Source organism: Photobacterium chitinilyticum, assembly GCF_004104355.1.
In the GTDB taxonomy this organism is placed as follows: Bacteria; Pseudomonadota; Gammaproteobacteria; order Enterobacterales; family Vibrionaceae; genus Photobacterium; species Photobacterium chitinilyticum.
In genome coordinates this window covers 16,263-31,382 of sequence record NZ_RJLM01000019.1, presented here as the reverse complement: position 1 = coordinate 31,382, position 15,120 = coordinate 16,263, and the positions used below count along the sequence as shown (strand labels likewise).

Genomic DNA, 15,120 nt, shown 5'->3' with positions numbered 1-15,120 from the left:
CAAATTACAGCAGCACATTGGCGTCTTTAAGCGCCCCAGCTACAGCAGATCGCGCTGATTCACTCAGCTCTGTGAGAGGTAAACGTAACTGCCCGTGCTTAATCAAACCAAGTTGATGAGCAGCCCATTTAACCGGAATTGGGTTAGATTCAACAAACAATTTCTTGTGCAGAGGCATCAAGCGATCGTTAATCTCTCTTGCGGCATCAATCTGACCAGAAAGTGCCAACTTGAACATGGTTGCCATATCTTCCGCAGCCACGTTCGCCGTGACCGAAATCACTCCGTGACCACCAGCGGCCACAAAATCCAACCCGCTGGCATCATCACCGCTTAGTTGGATGAAGTCTTCGCCACAAAGTTCCCGAGTTTTTTGTACTCGTGATAAATCACCGGTCGCATCTTTGATCCCGACGATGTTTTCCAACTTCGCAAGGCGGGCTACCGTCTCCGGCAACATATCGACAGCGGTACGGCCCGGTACATTATAAAGGATCTGAGGCAGCTCAGTGGCTTCAGCAATTGCCTTATAGTGCTGATATAAGCCTTCCTGAGTCGGCTTATTGTAATATGGCGTGACACTCAGGCATCCTGCAACACCGGTGCCCGAAAAGAGTTTACTGAAGGTGATGGCTTCATGGGTTGCATTTGCACCGGTTCCAGCGATGATCGGAATCCGACCATTCGCAAATTCTAACGTTTTCAGAACCACCTTCACATGCTCATCAACAGTTAATGTTGCTGACTCACCCGTGGTTCCTACAGCCACAATTGCATCAGTCCCTGCTGCAATGTGGTATTCCACCAAAGAAGCCAGGCTTGCGTAATCGACTTCGCCGGTTTCATCTAATGGTGTAACTAGCGCTACCATGCTTCCTGAAAACATGTCCATCTCCCCTTGATATATAAGTTCTCATGGTACTTTTCAGTTACAGTAAACTCAAGACAGGAGTATGTAAATCAGTGAAGTAAAACCCATAAGATAGTTAATACAAAAGTATGCTGCTTTCCACTTTTTGCAGAATATCACCCTAGGGAATAGCGCTGTAATCATTTTGAGACGGATGCCCTTTGCCCACCAATAGCTTGATTTACAGCGACTGTGCTACCATGCATATGATAATCAAAATATGATGTGTATAAATATGGAACATTACCTAGTAATCACGGCTATTGGTACGGATCGCCCGGGCATCTCAGATGAAGTCACCCGACTGATCACTCATTGCGGCTGTAATATCGTCGATAGCCGGCTTGCCATTTTCGGCAGTGAATTTACCCTCATCATGCTACTTGCCGGCAATGCCAATGCTATTTCCCGGGTGGAATCAATATTACCCCTAAAAGCCCAAGAACATGACCTGTTGACGGTAATGAAACGTACCGCCAGACATGAGTACCGCTTTTTCCCCTATACGGCTGACTTCCATATCGAAGCCGACGACTCTCCGGGGCTCATTGAACAGTTCACCAATTTCTTTGCCACTCGAAAAATCGATATTGCCTCGCTGAGCGCTCACACCCATGAAGCGAACGAGGGAAATAGCCCGAACCGATTTCAGTTACAGATCAGCACAAACCTACCTGAAGGCTGTAACTTAATGACTTTACAAGAAGAATATGAAGCGCTCTGCCAAGACTTGCTAGTCTCTGGCAACGTGACTTTCATCGGCCACAATCAATAAGGATAACCATATGAAGACTTTGACCGCCGGTACGCCTGCGCCAGCCTTCACACTGCTCAACCAAGATGATCAACCTGTCAGTCTGGCTGATTTCAAAGGGAAAAAAGTATTAGCTTACTTTTACCCGAAAGCAATGACACCGGGCTGCACTGTTCAGGCTTGTGGTTTGCGCGACAGCAAGGCGGAGCTGGATGCATTGAATATCATTGTGCTGGGCATCAGCATTGATGCGGTAAAACGCCTACCGAAATTTATTGAGCGCGATAACCTGAACTTCACCCTGCTGTCTGACGAAGACCATGCTGTTGCTGATCAGTTCGGCGTCTGGGGCGAGAAGAAATTCATGGGCAAGACCTATGACGGCCTGCACCGCATCAGCTTTCTGATCAATGAAGACGGTGTCATTGAGCATGTTTTCAACAAGTTCAAGACCAAAGATCATCACGAAGTCGTTCTAAGCTACCTTAACGACAATTCGTAGCCTGATGCCAAACAAGCTCCCTCAGGGCTATCCTGGGGAGCTATAGTCTAGCAACAGATTAATATAATCCTGTCGGGAGTGATTACAGCTCCTGAGCATTCACCCAGATAACCGCATCTTGAGAAAGTTCTTTGCCCTCATGCTCTGTCACAGGACCGGCGCCCAAACATGCAAAGCCCCAGACACCTGCTTTCGGGATACCAAATGTAAATTCGCCATCCTGATCAGTGATCGCAACAATCGCAGTTTCCGGTGCTTCACGGTAATTCTCTTTACCGAACGCATTGCCTTTCATGTCGATATCAGTGTTGATGAATTCAATCTCGCATTCAACACCTGGCGCAGGCTTGCCTTCGCTCAGTAGCTGCCCGGTAAATGTACCACCAGCAAAGACCTGATAAGGCTTGTTCAGCGGGACAATCTCGGTAGCCAGCTCCAGTGGCTGCTCCCAGCCTGTTGGCAGACCGCCTTTGTTCACGTACGACTTGGTGATCTGCTGGATATAAATGTCTTCACCTTTTTCATAGTAAGGTGCCGGAACAACAGCAAAAACATAGTCGCCATTACGCTTCACTCGATAATCCGCCTGATAGGCTTTAGCTGTATTTTCCGGACCTGCCCAGCTAACCGGCTTCAGCTTGTTCATCAAATCAATACGCTTATCTTTAAATTGAACGAAAAACTGCTCCGGCTTGTCCATGTCCATGACATGACCATTTTCCATAGGGTGACCGAATACTAATTTCATATTCATGTTCGTCGGTTTTTCTACAATTACATCCGGTGTATACACCAGCTGAAAGTGGGCATTTGCCGCACCAGAAACCGCCAAAGCTGCAACACCCAGAGAGGTAAGAAGTGTCTTTTTCATTAATTTAAATCCTTTCTACTTAGAGGCCAAGCCCCATAACTGCGTATTATTCGGTAATATCTTCGCTTGAAATTTCAACCAGATGGCCCGGTCCTGCATTAAACTGTACCGTATAGTCGCCTTCTGGCTTATTAAATTCAAACTCACTGTCCTCGCTCATCTTGCCATCTAGCAATTTGTTACCATTTGCATCGACGACCGCAAGCCCTACACCAGCAGCGGAAGACCCATCAGAAAAGCCCCCCTCGCACAACACTGTGCCATCACCATTGTCATAGCAGGAACACAATGGGGTATGCGCCATACTGGCCAGCGGCATCATGGATAACATGAGCGCGAACGAAAATTGTTTTTTATTCATGTAATGACCTGATCTTTATTGTTGCCGATGCCTATTGCGATCTATTAATACCTCGCAAGTGAGCAACCAAGTGAATGTCAACAGCAAGATAACAGCAATAAAAATAAGAATCCCTCGTATTTACAGCTTTGTTGAGCTAAATCAAAAACAACGATAACTATTCTCAACAAGCTTGAAAGTTATTGATTTATATAAATAATATTTACATCAAAACACCTATAAATATTCCTTTTTATCAATTTACGAGTGGTACTTATGACACTGAACGATACCCTACCGAATCAAACCGTTGTTGTTCACCGTCATCACGCAACCGGGATGGTCAGACAACGCCTGATGGATTTAGGCATTATGCCGAAAGCCGTTATTACGATGGTCAGAAGTGCCCCATTGGGTGATCCGATTGAAATCAGAATTGATAACTCGCATGTCTCGTTGCGCCGCGCAGAGGCAGCGGGTATCGAAGTAACCCAAATTACTCTCGCTGAAATACGTTAATACCGGAGAAAGGAACATAACAATGACAAACAAAACGCCGCTGATTGCCCTTTCCGGTCAACAAAATGCAGGTAAATCGACACTTTTTAATCTGCTCACCGGGGCCAGACAGCACATTGCGAACTACCCCGGTGTCACCGTCGACAAAAAATACGGCTACTTTAGCTACCAAAATCAGTCCTATCAGGCGGTTGACCTGCCTGGCACCTACAGCTTGTCGTCATTTTCCCTCGAAGAACGGGTTGCCCGGGATTTTCTCTGCGTTGAAAACCCTGATCTGGTCATCAATGTGGTGGATGCCGCCAACTTGAAGCGTTCACTGCATTTAACGGTACAGCTACTGGAAATGGAATGCCCGACCGTGCTGACCCTGAACATGATGGATGTTGCCGATAAGCAAGGACTTAAAATTGATACCGACTGCCTGAGCCAACGCCTGTCAATCCCCGTCGTCACGACGATAGGAAGAAAAGGAGAAGGACGCGAGGTGCTTTACGACATTATTCAGGCCCATACGGTGGGCAAGGTGGTGGCAGCCGCCGATACCCATAGGAGTTCCGTCCGGCATCAGCATCTACCGTACTATCCGGCACTGGCAGGAGCGATGGCTAAGCTGGATGCAGCTTTATTCCCGCTAATGACAAAAATCACCGAGCTGCCGTACCACTGGCTACAGCTCAAATTGCTGGAAAATGATACCCAGATCACTGGCAAACTCGCGGAACTACTGCCAGAGGCTGAGCTGACATCGCTGAGCAACATGGCCAAGGAGCAGCGTGCCCTTTTCGAGCAACAACACGAAACCAGTATTAATGACTACATTGCCGCTCAGAGAGAAGCCTTTGTCCAATCGCTGCTCAGCGCTGCACTTACCGTCACGCCACGCCAGGGACCAACGCTGTCACAGCAGATTGACAAGCTGGTTCTGAACCGATTTCTTGCTCCGGTATTTCTGATCCTGACGGTATTTCTGATCTACCAGCTAGCTATCGTACAAGGATACAAGCTGACCAACTACACCTGGCCGTATCTGGCAAGCCTGCGAGAATGGATCGCCGCACTATTGCCGGAAGCCGGGTTCCTGTTTGATCCCTACACTCGGTCGCTAGGCCTGTGGATTGCCGATTCAGCCAACACCCTACTGAACTATGTACCGATTTTTATGATCCTGTTTGCCCTGATAGCGATTCTGGAAGACTCTGGGTATATGGCACGAATCGCCTTCGTGATCGACAAGGTACTTCATCGGTTCGGTCTACACGGTCAGAGTACCTTACCGATGATCCTAAGTGGTGTTTTCGCCGGTGGCTGCGCGGTTCCGGGAATTATGGCAACCAAGGGTATACCTGATCACCGGGCCAGAATGGCCACCATCCTGACAGTGCCATTTATGAACTGTTTGGCGAAGGTACCGCTTTACACCCTTCTGGTAGGGATCTTTTTCGAGCAGGACAAGGCATTGATGATGTTCTATATCTCGACCATGACCATCATTGCCGCCTTGCTTGTCGCAAAACTGCTCTCTGTTACAGTACTGCGTGGCGAAGAGAGTGCCCCGTTTGTCATAGAGCTTCCACGCTATAACTTGCCCACGATCAGAGCAGTTCTGACCCGCTCTGTCGAACGTACTTGGATCTATATCAAGAAGGTCGGCACCATTGTTGTTGCTGTTTCCGTGATAATTTTCACCCTGCTGCAATACCCCGGCCTGCCTGATGAACGAACAGCGTTCTATCAGCAGCGTTCCGAACAGGCGATTAATCGCTTTAACAAGGCGATGAATGATAACCCTTACCTTGAGCTTGCCCAGGGTGAGCAACTGGTCTCGCTGATGAATTATTACAATGACTTCAAGCGCGCCAAGCTCAACGCCAAGGGAGCTGCCGCTTCCAAAGCGGTAAATGAAACATTTAAGCAACGAGACCCTGGATTATTCCCGTTTGTTAAAGCCCCCAAAGGCGACAAGCTGGCGAAAAAGGCCAACCGAGCATTGCGAAAATTGGCCAGTGCGCGTAAATCAATCCGCAGGGAAATCAAAGAAGAACGGTTAAGCCATTCTTTGCTGGGCTCTATCGGTCGCTCGCTGGAACCTGTCACCCAGTTTGCTGGCTTCGACTGGAAAATTAACGTGGCTCTGCTTTCATCTTTTGCAGCAAGAGAAAGCAGTGTGGCGACACTGGGGGTGTTGTTCCAGCAGGAAGATGACCAAAATACCACCCTTGAAGAACGTATGGGCAATCAAAGTAACAACCTCACATCCCTGACGGCGGTTGCGATGATCCTATTCTTTGCCCTGTATCCGCCATGCCTGGCAACCATGATTATGGTTCGTGTCCAGACCGGGCAATATCGCTGGATGGTGCTGGCTCTGGTATTTCCTACGGCCCTGGGGCTGGGCGTTGCGAGTGCAGCCTATAGCCTTGGCCTGGCCCTGGATATATCCGGCATTGCAATGATGAGCGGCGTCTACTTCACCGGCCTCACCCTATTGCTTATCGTCGGGCTGTACCCGGCTCTCCGGCGCAAACAGCATCCAACAATTCAACCGATCTCACATGATAATCATGGAGCACTCTGATGACGACAAATACAGCGCCAACGGTAGCAGCACTACCTGATCTCAACGCACCCACCGGCTGGGTAGATATTGCTGTCGTGAGCCTTGTTATCATCATTGCACTGTATTATCTCTACATAAAGCTATGGAAAAACAAAGGGCGCTGTGACGGGTGCAACCGCTGCGGCAAAACAGCCCGGCAGCCGCAATGCCAACAGATAGGCACAATCGCCGGGAAGAAGGCCAAGTTAACCACAAAAGAATAAACAAAAATGCCAGTCAGCTAAACTGACTGGCATTTTTTCTATCTTACCGGTTAAGTCACTGTTCAGCCATGGTTTATCACAGCCGCACAATTACTCTGTTACGTGTTCATCATCCAAGCTACTGGACGGCAAAGCATTCCAAACCGCCTTGACCAGCGTGGCCAGCGGAATAGCAAAGAATACGCCCCAGAACCCCCACAAGCCACCAAAGACCAGTACGGCAACAATGATTGCAACCGGATGTAAGTTTACGGCTTCAGAAAACAGGATAGGAACCAGCACATTACCATCTAACGCCTGAATAATGCCGTAGGCCACCAGCAACCACCAGAAATCAGGGCTGATCCCCCACTGGAACAAACCGACCATCGCGACAGGCAACGTTACGGCGGCCGCCCCGATATAGGGGATCAGTACCGAAAAGCCAACCAATACACCCAGCAACACGGCATAGCGAAGATCCATCACCGCAAAGGTAACATAGCTCGCAATACCCACTATGAAGATCTCCGTAACCTTGCCACGGATATAGTTTGAGATCTGCTGATTCATCTCAACGCCAACCTTGCTGGCCAGACGGCGGTTCTTCGGCAGCAGGCCGCTCATGGTTTCTAGCATTTCCTCTTTGTCCTTTAGCAGGAAAAAGACCAGCAAAGGGACCAGGATTAGATAAACAGCCAGAGTTGCCAGACTAACTAGCGATGCAAGGGAACCCTTGACCACACTTTCACCCATACCCAGAACATTCTCCCGCAGGGTGTTCATAAAGGTGCCGACCTGATGCGGCTGGACAAAATCGGGATAACGTTCTGGCAGGCTAGAAACATATTGCTGCAAACCATTGAACATATTAGGCACATCGGAAATCAGATTTCCGACCTGATGCCAGATAGTCGGAACTAGGCCAAAGACGGCCATGACCATCAATCCGACAAAGAGCAACAAAACCACCATCACAGATAACGAACGCGGTAACCCTAGCCGGGTTAACCTCATAACCGGCCATTCCAGCAGATACGCCAAAACAATTGCCACCAGCAGCGGTGCAATCAGGTTACCAAAAAAATAAATGGTCAGAAAACCAACTAATAAAATGGCAACGAGGCTCACTGCATGGGGGTCTGAAAATCTTCGCTGATACCAGCGATTTAGCATATCCAGCATAAAATCTTTACTGCCTTTTGGTCACGATAATTACGAGCTCTTGCTGACAATCAGCCTGCTCTTCAATATTAAACCCATGGTTTAACAGGTAACGGGGGATATCTTGTCTGGCACCTTCGTCAGAGAGATGAATTTTCAAACGCTGACCGGAACACAGCCCTTTGGTTGCTCGCTTGGCCAATAAAAGTGCCATAGGGCAACGTTCTAAAGTCAAATTGAGCGATGGGATTTCCATTCCGGTATACTGACAGTTATTATCCATCAGAGTATTGTAAATTACATCGGTGCGACAAAAAAGAAACCAGTTGTAGGTTTCGTTGTCTTATTTCCTGTAATTTATACCTGTTCAGGAATGATTTAGCTATTTCAATAGGCATTTGAAATCGGCCAGACAGGAAAGGAACCTATTTTAGACAGGCGGTTGTATTATTAACATGTTTCGATTTGCCAAAGCTCCAACCTATCTTTTAGTCAGCGCCTTGCTAAGCACGAGCTTTACGGCCCAAGCTGATAACTTCAACGCTCTGCCGGAAATAGGCACAACAGCGGCATCCACGCTGACAATTGAAAAAGAAATCGAATACGGTGACGCCTACATGCGAATGCTGCGTGCCAGCATGCCGGTGATCAGCGACCCGTTACTCTCGGAATACGTCCAAGACCTTGGCCACCGTCTGGTAGCCAATGCCAGTGACGTGCGAACGCCGTTTAACTTTTTCATGATCCAGAACCGTGAAATCAACGCCTTTGCTTTCTTTGGTGGCCATGTTGCCATCCATAGCGGACTGTTTCTGCACGCGAAGACAGAAAGTGAGCTGGCTTCAGTAGTCGCCCACGAAATTGCCCATATCACCCAACGTCACCTCGCACGAAGCATGGAAGATCAGGCCAAGAAATCTCCGGCAACCATGGCAGCACTGATCGGTTCCCTGATGCTGGCCATTGCCTCACCAGAAGCCGGGATAGCCGCAATTCATGCGACAACTGCAGCTTCGGCACAAGGCCAGATCAACTATACCCGCAGCAACGAAAAAGAAGCCGATCGCATCGGTATTACCACCTTGGCGAAATCAGGCTTTAACGTCCAGGCCATGCCTCGTTTCTTTGGTCGCCTCGCCGATCAGTACCGCTACGCCAGCACACCACCGGCAATGCTCCTGACTCACCCGCTACCTGAGTCACGCATTTCAGATACCCGCAGCCGAGCCAGCCAGTACCCAGTCAAACGGCTCAATACCTCGGAACGCTACCAGCTTGCACGGGCACGGATTGTGGCTCGCTATGCAGGTATCGACAGCGATGCTGCGTTAGACTGGTTTAACCGCCAGCTGAAGAAAGCCAACGATTTACAAAAAAAAGCACTCAACTACGGCAAGTCCCTGGTCTATATTGATTCAGGTAAATACAAACAGGCGCATGAACTGCTGGATCCTCTGTTGGCGGCGGAGCCGAACAACCGATTCTATATCGATTCTGCCACTGATCTTGATCTGTACGAGAAAAACTATGATCAGGCAATAGCGCGCCTCGAAACAGCCTTAAAAGATAACCCAAATCATAAGGTACTGCGCCTCAATCTCGCCCATGCGCTCCAAGAGGCAGGCCGTAATGCCGAAAGCATTTCAATCCTGACACGTTATACCTATGACAATACCGATGATACCAATGGCTGGCACTTATTGGCTCAGGCCTATGCAGACAGTGGCCGACGAGATGCGGAACTGGCATCACGTGCCGAGCTAATGGCTCTCCGTGGCCAATGGGACAAAGCTATTCAACATTGTATTCAGGCCAGTCAGTTGGTCGAGGTGGACTCACTGGATCAAGCTCGCTATGACGCCCGGATAGACCAACTGCGTCTTGCACGCGCTCGCGTCTCAAATCTCTGATCCTGTTACGATCTTCGCTTTTCTTCCAGGTTGCAGTTCCTCTACAATAGGACTGCAACATTTATTCCCCATTCTGCTAACCTGGCAGCTCACTCAGGCGAAAAGCAAATGGGAAAATATTCATTGGGAGAAACCATGTCAGTTACTATCTATCACAACCCTCGCTGCTCAAAGAGCCGCCAAACCCTTACACTGCTTGAAGAAAAGGGAATAAACCCAGACGTAGTCAAATACCTCGAGCAAACACCGAGTGTCGACCAGCTTAAGACCTTGCTGAGCCAGCTAGGCTTTAACTCAGCCCGTGAAATGATGCGCACCAAAGAAGTCATATACAAAGAGCTGGCTCTGGGCGAAGAAAACGTAACCGAACAACAGCTTTTTGAGGCGATGGCCGCCAATCCGAAGCTGATCGAACGCCCGATTGTCGTAAAAGGCGACAAAGCCGCGATGGGCCGTCCACCAGAGCAAGTACTGGATATTTTGTAATGTACAAAATCCTGGTGCTCTACTACAGCCGTCACGGTAGTACCCAACAGCTGGCAAGGCATATTGCTCGCGGGATCGAGCAGGTTGAAGGTTGCGAAGCCGTACTGAAGACGGTGGCAGAAATTGACAGCCAGGGAACACTCACAGGATCACCGGACAAAGGTGATCCTTGTGTAACCCTCGATGACCTGAAAACCTGTGCGGGGCTGGCAATGGGAAGTCCTGTGCGGTTTGGCAATATGGCCGCGCCGCTAAAACACTTTATCGACAGTACTAGCGCCGATTGGCTTTCCGGCACCCTAATAGGCAAGCCGGGTTGTGTATTTACCTCCTCGTCGTCCATGCACGGTGGCCAGGAAACGACCCTACAGTCAATGATGTTGCCCTTGCTGCACCACGGCATGCTTATCGTTGGTCTGCCTTATTCCGAGCCACTGCTTCATACCACCCGTTCGGGAGGTACCCCTTATGGCGCCTCGCATCTCAGTCATGACCAACAAAAAGTCTTGGACAACGATGAGTCAGCCCTTGCCCAGGCGCTCGGTAAACGCCTTGCCGAGACGGCAAAAAAACTACACGAGTAAGTTAAGGACAACCGTATGAAAGCAATGAGCAAGTCGACTCAGAATTTGCGCTACTCCGCCTTAATTGCCAACCTGTCTTTGATCCTGTGGGTTGGCTTGTGGCAAAGTACGCTTTCTCCTCACCCCCACCTGAATAACCTCGTCGTTGCCGGTATGTGGATCTTACCGATGCTCCTTCCGCTCAAAGGGATCCTGGAGGGCCGCCCCTATACCCATGCATGGGCCAATTTTATCCTGATGTTCTATTTCCTCCATGCACTGACTATCCTCTGGGTCGATGGCGGCGAACGCCTGCTGGCCTTAGTCGAGCTGGGACTAGCATCCTGTGCATTTGTTGCCAATATTCTCTTTGCCCGTCACAGAGGCAGAGAGCTGGGTATCAAGCTGAAGAAGCTGTCACAGGTTGAAAAGGAAGAAAAAGAAACACACGAAGATAACAAATAGGTTCTATCTGATTTTCTGGGAAGTTAGCCATCTGGATACTCAGCTGATACAAACAAAAAAATGCGGTGGGAAGACCACCGCATTTCATCAATTTATGACACTAACCAGTACAATTGGTTAGGGTTTAAGGCTGCCAGTAATACTGATTAACCTGGCTGAGTGCCGGAGTCATTGTTGCTGTCACATCAACAGCCTGTGATTGCTGAGCGCCGGCTTCCGGCTCGGCATTATACTGTAGCTCATCAACACGGCTATCTTGCGGCTCAGTTGTCTCTGCTATCTCACCATCAGTATCAGCAAGAACCGTATAGCCGTTATCGGCCGGTTGCAATGCCAAACGGCGATCCTGGCCTAGTTCTCGTTTAAATGCCGTTTCAGAGCTCAGTAGGTTCACATCAAAAAGCACCCTATCTCCTTTTAGCTTGCTGGCATTAACCGAAGCAACTGAAGTCAGATTGGTCAGCAAACGCTCAAGAGCAAAAAAATCTTCTGTCGACTGAATATTGGCAACCTGAATCGAAAATTCCCCCTCGCTGGCTCCTCCTAACTGCACAGCATATTTGCCAGCAAGGAGATCTGCCACCTGGTTCATCATGTCTGTAAGCGCCTCAGCCGAGGCTCCTGATGCTCGGCCTTCTGCTGGGGCTGTTTGGGAAGAAACTAGGTACTCAGGCTCATCAGCAAATAACTGCCAGCCCACCTGCACATTCTCATCGGCCAGTTGACGAACTCGAACAACCAGTACGGCATCAGGCTGATAACGAACACTCGCACCAGCAATCGGCTGCACGAAACCGCCCCATATGTCAGGAATATTAATTGCCGTGACATCTTCGAAATCCCCGATCGGCATCAAAACAGGAACCCCGCGGGACTCTGCCGCTTTTTTTAGCTGTGGTTCGAAACTATTGCCTGACTGATCCCAGATAATGTCACGATTACGGTTGGCATCGTTCACCATCCAGACCAGCACACTCGGGCGTTGTTCACTCCATAATGTTGCGTTGGCCTGAGTCAGCAGGTTACGGATCCGGGATTGGTCGAAGGTAAGCTCCAGCGTCTGCTGTCCACTCTCACTGCCGTAGCCAAACTGGCTAACATACGGACTGCTGTTTGCCAGAGCCTTACGAATGACTTCATTTTGAGTAATTGCACTCTGGCCTGACACTTTAATCAGTACCTGCTCCAGCGCTTCCACACGGGCTTTTTGTTCAGACTGTTTATCTGTGTCTGGTAACACAGCCTGTGCCTGATACAAGTTGGTTACAGTTGCAGCTTTAAGCGGCAATGCCAAGAAAGCAAACATTAGTAGAGCAAAACGCAACATAGAAAACTCATTAATCACTTATTTGTTCCCCGATCATAAGATGAACGAGCCAGTATCGGCAACTGCAACTGCCACAAAACCCCAGACTATCTGATATTTTTTCAATTGACTATCGCTTCCGCACCTCCCATTAAGCCCTACTCGTTTATAACGGCCAATCTATCAATAGAATGTATGCACAAATAGTTCAGCCTATACCCACCACCAAATGCAAGCGTTACAAAAATTACAGAGAGAGATCACAAAAACAGACAGGTGCCGTTGCAAATGGTTTTTTCAACAGAAAGCAGATAGGCAACCGATTACATCCGTGATAGCATTGCGCGATTTTTTTTTCAGACAGGGTGGAATTCTACAATGATGCAGGTACTGCAAGGTGCACAGATGCTATTCGTCGCATTTGGTGCGTTGGTTCTGGTTCCGTTACTTACTGGGCTAGATCCTAGTGTTGCGCTCTTCGGCGCAGGTATCGGTACCCTCCTCTTTCAAGTCATCACAAAACGTTCCGTTCCGATCTTCCTCGCTTCTTCATTCGCTTTTATCGCTCCAATTATGTATGGCGTGCAAACATGGGGAATAGCAAGCACCATGGGCGGCCTGATGATGGCCGGTGTTGTGTATATCTGCATGGGAGCGGTGATAAAAGTACGCGGCGTTGGCATTATCCATAAGCTGCTTCCTCCTGTTGTCGTTGGCCCGGTGATCATGGTTATAGGCCTTGGTCTTGCCCCTGCAGCGGTCAACATGGCTTTAGGGAAAACAGGTGACGGTGCTGTTCAGTTGATAAATGGTGATGCGGCGCTTTGGATCTCGAGCATTTCTCTGCTTGTGACTATCGCACTGAGCGTGTTTGCCAAAGGCTTCCTGAAACTGGTTCCGATTATGGGCGGTATTGTTGCGGGTTACTCTGTAAGCTTGGGATTCGGCGTAGTCGACTTCACCCCTGTGGTTCAAGCTAGTTGGCTAGCCCTTCCTAACTTCACTTTCCCTGAGTTCAATATCAACGCCGTTTTGTTCATGATCCCGGTTGCGATTGCTCCGGCGGTCGAGCACGTGGGTGATATGCTGGCAATCTCGAATGTCACCGGTAAAGACTACCTGAAAAAACCAGGTCTACACCGCACAATGGCCGGTGACGGGGTGGCTACAATTGCCGCTTCACTGTTTGGCGCACCACCTAATACCACCTACTCTGAAGTTACGGGTGCCGTCATGCTGACCAAGGCATTTAACCCTGTCATTATGACCTGGGGCGCGGTCACAGCGCTTATATTGGCTTTCGTCGGTAAACTTGGCGCAACTTTACAAACCATCCCGGTACCGGTTATGGGCGGGATCATGATCCTGTTGTTTGGATCTATCGCGACAGTAGGCCTTAATACTCTGATCAAAAATCAGGTTGATCTCCATAAGGCCCGCAACCTAGTGATTGTTGCAGTAACACTGGTATTCGGTATTGGCGGTATGGCGTTTGGCATCGGCGAATTCAGCCTGCAGGGTGTCAGCCTATGCGGTATCGTAGCCATCTTGCTGAACCTGGTCCTGCCTGATGATTTAGGTGAAAACCACGTTGTTGATAACGCCCAGATGGAAGACACAACAAGCTAATCTGGCCTGATGACAATAAGCTAAAAAGCGCCGATGGTAGGGGTACCATCGGCGCTTTTTTTCCTCTGCGATAATGCCAATCAGCGACGGCCTAACAGAGACAAAAAAGCCGGACAAAAGTCCGGCTATTATATTCAAGGCATGAAAGTTACTTGGTGCCGAAAATCTTATCGCCTGCATCGCCCAGACCTGGAACGATGTAGCCTTTGTCATTTAGCTTTTCATCAATAGCAGCAGTATATAGCTCAACGTCTGGGTGTGCTTTTTCTAGCGCATCAATCCCTTCAGGTGCCGCAACCAATACCAATACTTTAAACTGCTTACAACCTTGCTCTTTTAGCAGGTCCAGAGTTGCAATCATTGAACCGCCAGTCGCGAGCATTGGATCGACAACCAAGGCAATACGCTCGTCAATATTCGATGCCAGCTTGTTGAAATAAGGAACAGGCTCTAGTGTTTCTTCATCACGGTAGATACCTACCACACTAATACGTGCGCTTGGTACGTGCTCAAGTACACCGTCCATCATACCCAGACCAGCACGAAGAATAGGAACAACCGTTACCTTTTTACCTTTGATCTGGTCAATTTCTACTGGACCATTCCAGCCTTCAATGGTAACTTTTTCTGTCTCGAAGTCTGAAGTCGCTTCATACGTCAGCAAGCTACCAACCTCTGTCGCTAGCTCACGAAAACGCTTAGTGCTGATGTCGCCTTCGCGCATAAGACCAATCTTATGTTTTACCAGTGGGTGTTTAACCTCAACGACTTTCATTTCTGACTCCTAAGCAAACAAAATTTAAAAAAATCGCATTATTATACACTAAACCAGCAGTTGTCTGATAGGGGTGATGGTTTGTTTGGTCAGTAAATGGCCAGCGATATTTATTGACGCAAAC

17 protein-coding genes are annotated in these 15,120 nt (G+C 48.8%); 10 read left to right on the top strand and 7 right to left on the bottom strand.

Features of this window, described 5'->3' with window-relative positions; genetic code table 11:
- Window positions 1-4 precede the first annotated feature (4 nt).
- Window positions 5-886, bottom strand: a complete 882-nt coding sequence (dapA, locus tag EDI28_RS23705; protein WP_128786356.1) for a 4-hydroxy-tetrahydrodipicolinate synthase — start codon at window positions 884-886, stop codon at window positions 5-7.
- A gap of 259 nt (window positions 887-1,145) precedes the next feature.
- Here dapA and EDI28_RS23700 point away from each other — a divergent pair, with 259 nt between their 5' ends.
- Window positions 1,146-1,685, top strand: coding sequence for an ACT domain-containing protein (locus EDI28_RS23700; protein WP_128786355.1), 540 nt, complete (start codon window positions 1,146-1,148; stop codon window positions 1,683-1,685).
- 10 nt (window positions 1,686-1,695) lie between these two features.
- Window positions 1,696-2,166 carry a thioredoxin-dependent thiol peroxidase gene (bcp, locus tag EDI28_RS23695; protein WP_128786354.1) on the top strand — a complete coding sequence of 157 codons (471 nt, stop codon included), beginning with the start codon at window positions 1,696-1,698 and terminating at the stop codon, window positions 2,164-2,166.
- A gap of 82 nt (window positions 2,167-2,248) precedes the next feature.
- Here the strand turns inward: bcp and EDI28_RS23690 are convergent, their stop codons facing one another.
- Together EDI28_RS23690 and EDI28_RS23685 are read right to left on the bottom strand one after the other, a co-directional pair.
- Window positions 2,249-3,037 carry a DUF4198 domain-containing protein gene (locus EDI28_RS23690; RefSeq protein ID WP_128786353.1) on the bottom strand — a complete coding sequence of 263 codons (789 nt, stop codon included), beginning with the start codon at window positions 3,035-3,037 and terminating at the stop codon, window positions 2,249-2,251.
- 46 nt (window positions 3,038-3,083) lie between these two features.
- Window positions 3,084-3,398 carry a hypothetical protein gene (locus EDI28_RS23685; protein WP_128786352.1) on the bottom strand — a complete coding sequence of 105 codons (315 nt, stop codon included), beginning with the start codon at window positions 3,396-3,398 and terminating at the stop codon, window positions 3,084-3,086.
- A 255-nt stretch (window positions 3,399-3,653) separates the two neighbouring features.
- On the opposite strand from EDI28_RS23685, the gene EDI28_RS23680 reads away from it, so the two are divergent.
- Genes EDI28_RS23680 through EDI28_RS23670 form a run of 3 tightly spaced genes read left to right on the top strand, consistent with a single transcriptional unit; the run spans window position 3,654 to window position 6,719 of the window.
- Window positions 3,654-3,896 (top strand): FeoA family protein, encoded by a 243-nt coding sequence (locus EDI28_RS23680; protein ID WP_128786351.1) that lies wholly within the window; start codon window positions 3,654-3,656, stop codon window positions 3,894-3,896.
- A gap of 22 nt (window positions 3,897-3,918) precedes the next feature.
- On the top strand, window positions 3,919-6,474 hold the full coding sequence (feoB, locus tag EDI28_RS23675; protein WP_128786350.1) for a ferrous iron transport protein B: 2,556 nt from the start codon (window positions 3,919-3,921) through the stop codon (window positions 6,472-6,474).
- The gene (locus tag EDI28_RS23670; RefSeq protein WP_128786349.1) at window positions 6,474-6,719 is read left to right on the top strand and encodes a hypothetical protein; all 246 of its coding nucleotides are present in this window, start codon (window positions 6,474-6,476) and stop codon (window positions 6,717-6,719) included. The genes feoB and EDI28_RS23670 overlap by 1 nt, the downstream gene beginning before the upstream one ends.
- A 90-nt stretch (window positions 6,720-6,809) precedes the next feature.
- On the opposite strand, the gene EDI28_RS23665 is transcribed toward EDI28_RS23670, so the two are convergent.
- Window positions 6,810-7,883, bottom strand: a complete 1,074-nt coding sequence (locus tag EDI28_RS23665; protein ID WP_128786348.1) for an AI-2E family transporter — start codon at window positions 7,881-7,883, stop codon at window positions 6,810-6,812.
- 7 nt (window positions 7,884-7,890) lie between these two features.
- Complete coding sequence (locus EDI28_RS23660; RefSeq protein ID WP_128786380.1) at window positions 7,891-8,118, bottom strand: sulfurtransferase TusA family protein; 228 nt, start codon at window positions 8,116-8,118, stop codon at window positions 7,891-7,893.
- 199 nt (window positions 8,119-8,317) lie between these two features.
- Between EDI28_RS23660 and bepA the strand changes: the two genes are divergently transcribed.
- The 4 genes from bepA to EDI28_RS23640 all read left to right on the top strand — a co-directional run bounded on the left by bepA (window position 8,318) and on the right by EDI28_RS23640 (window position 11,286).
- Complete coding sequence (bepA, locus tag EDI28_RS23655) at window positions 8,318-9,772, top strand: beta-barrel assembly-enhancing protease (protein ID WP_128786347.1); 1,455 nt, start codon at window positions 8,318-8,320, stop codon at window positions 9,770-9,772.
- A 135-nt stretch (window positions 9,773-9,907) separates the two neighbouring features.
- Window positions 9,908-10,258: an arsenate reductase (glutaredoxin) gene (arsC, locus tag EDI28_RS23650; protein WP_128786346.1), complete on the top strand. Its 351-nt coding sequence runs from the start codon at window positions 9,908-9,910 to the stop codon at window positions 10,256-10,258.
- Window positions 10,258-10,842 (top strand): NAD(P)H:quinone oxidoreductase, encoded by a 585-nt coding sequence (wrbA, locus tag EDI28_RS23645; RefSeq protein ID WP_128786345.1) that lies wholly within the window; start codon window positions 10,258-10,260, stop codon window positions 10,840-10,842. The genes arsC and wrbA overlap by 1 nt, the downstream gene beginning before the upstream one ends.
- Window positions 10,843-10,857: 15 nt before the next feature.
- The gene (locus tag EDI28_RS23640; protein WP_128786344.1) at window positions 10,858-11,286 is read left to right on the top strand and encodes a DUF2069 domain-containing protein; all 429 of its coding nucleotides are present in this window, start codon (window positions 10,858-10,860) and stop codon (window positions 11,284-11,286) included.
- Between the two features lie 124 nt (window positions 11,287-11,410).
- Here EDI28_RS23640 and EDI28_RS23635 read toward each other — a convergent pair whose 3' ends face one another.
- Complete coding sequence (locus EDI28_RS23635) at window positions 11,411-12,613, bottom strand: DUF2066 domain-containing protein (RefSeq protein WP_128786343.1); 1,203 nt, start codon at window positions 12,611-12,613, stop codon at window positions 11,411-11,413.
- Between the two features lie 357 nt (window positions 12,614-12,970).
- Between EDI28_RS23635 and EDI28_RS23630 the strand changes: the two genes are divergently transcribed.
- The gene (locus EDI28_RS23630) at window positions 12,971-14,221 is read left to right on the top strand and encodes a uracil-xanthine permease family protein (RefSeq protein ID WP_128786342.1); all 1,251 of its coding nucleotides are present in this window, start codon (window positions 12,971-12,973) and stop codon (window positions 14,219-14,221) included.
- A gap of 148 nt (window positions 14,222-14,369) precedes the next feature.
- Here the strand turns inward: EDI28_RS23630 and upp are convergent, their stop codons facing one another.
- Window positions 14,370-14,996 (bottom strand): uracil phosphoribosyltransferase, encoded by a 627-nt coding sequence (gene upp, locus EDI28_RS23625; protein WP_128786341.1) that lies wholly within the window; start codon window positions 14,994-14,996, stop codon window positions 14,370-14,372.
- Window positions 14,997-15,120: the final 124 nt, after the last annotated feature.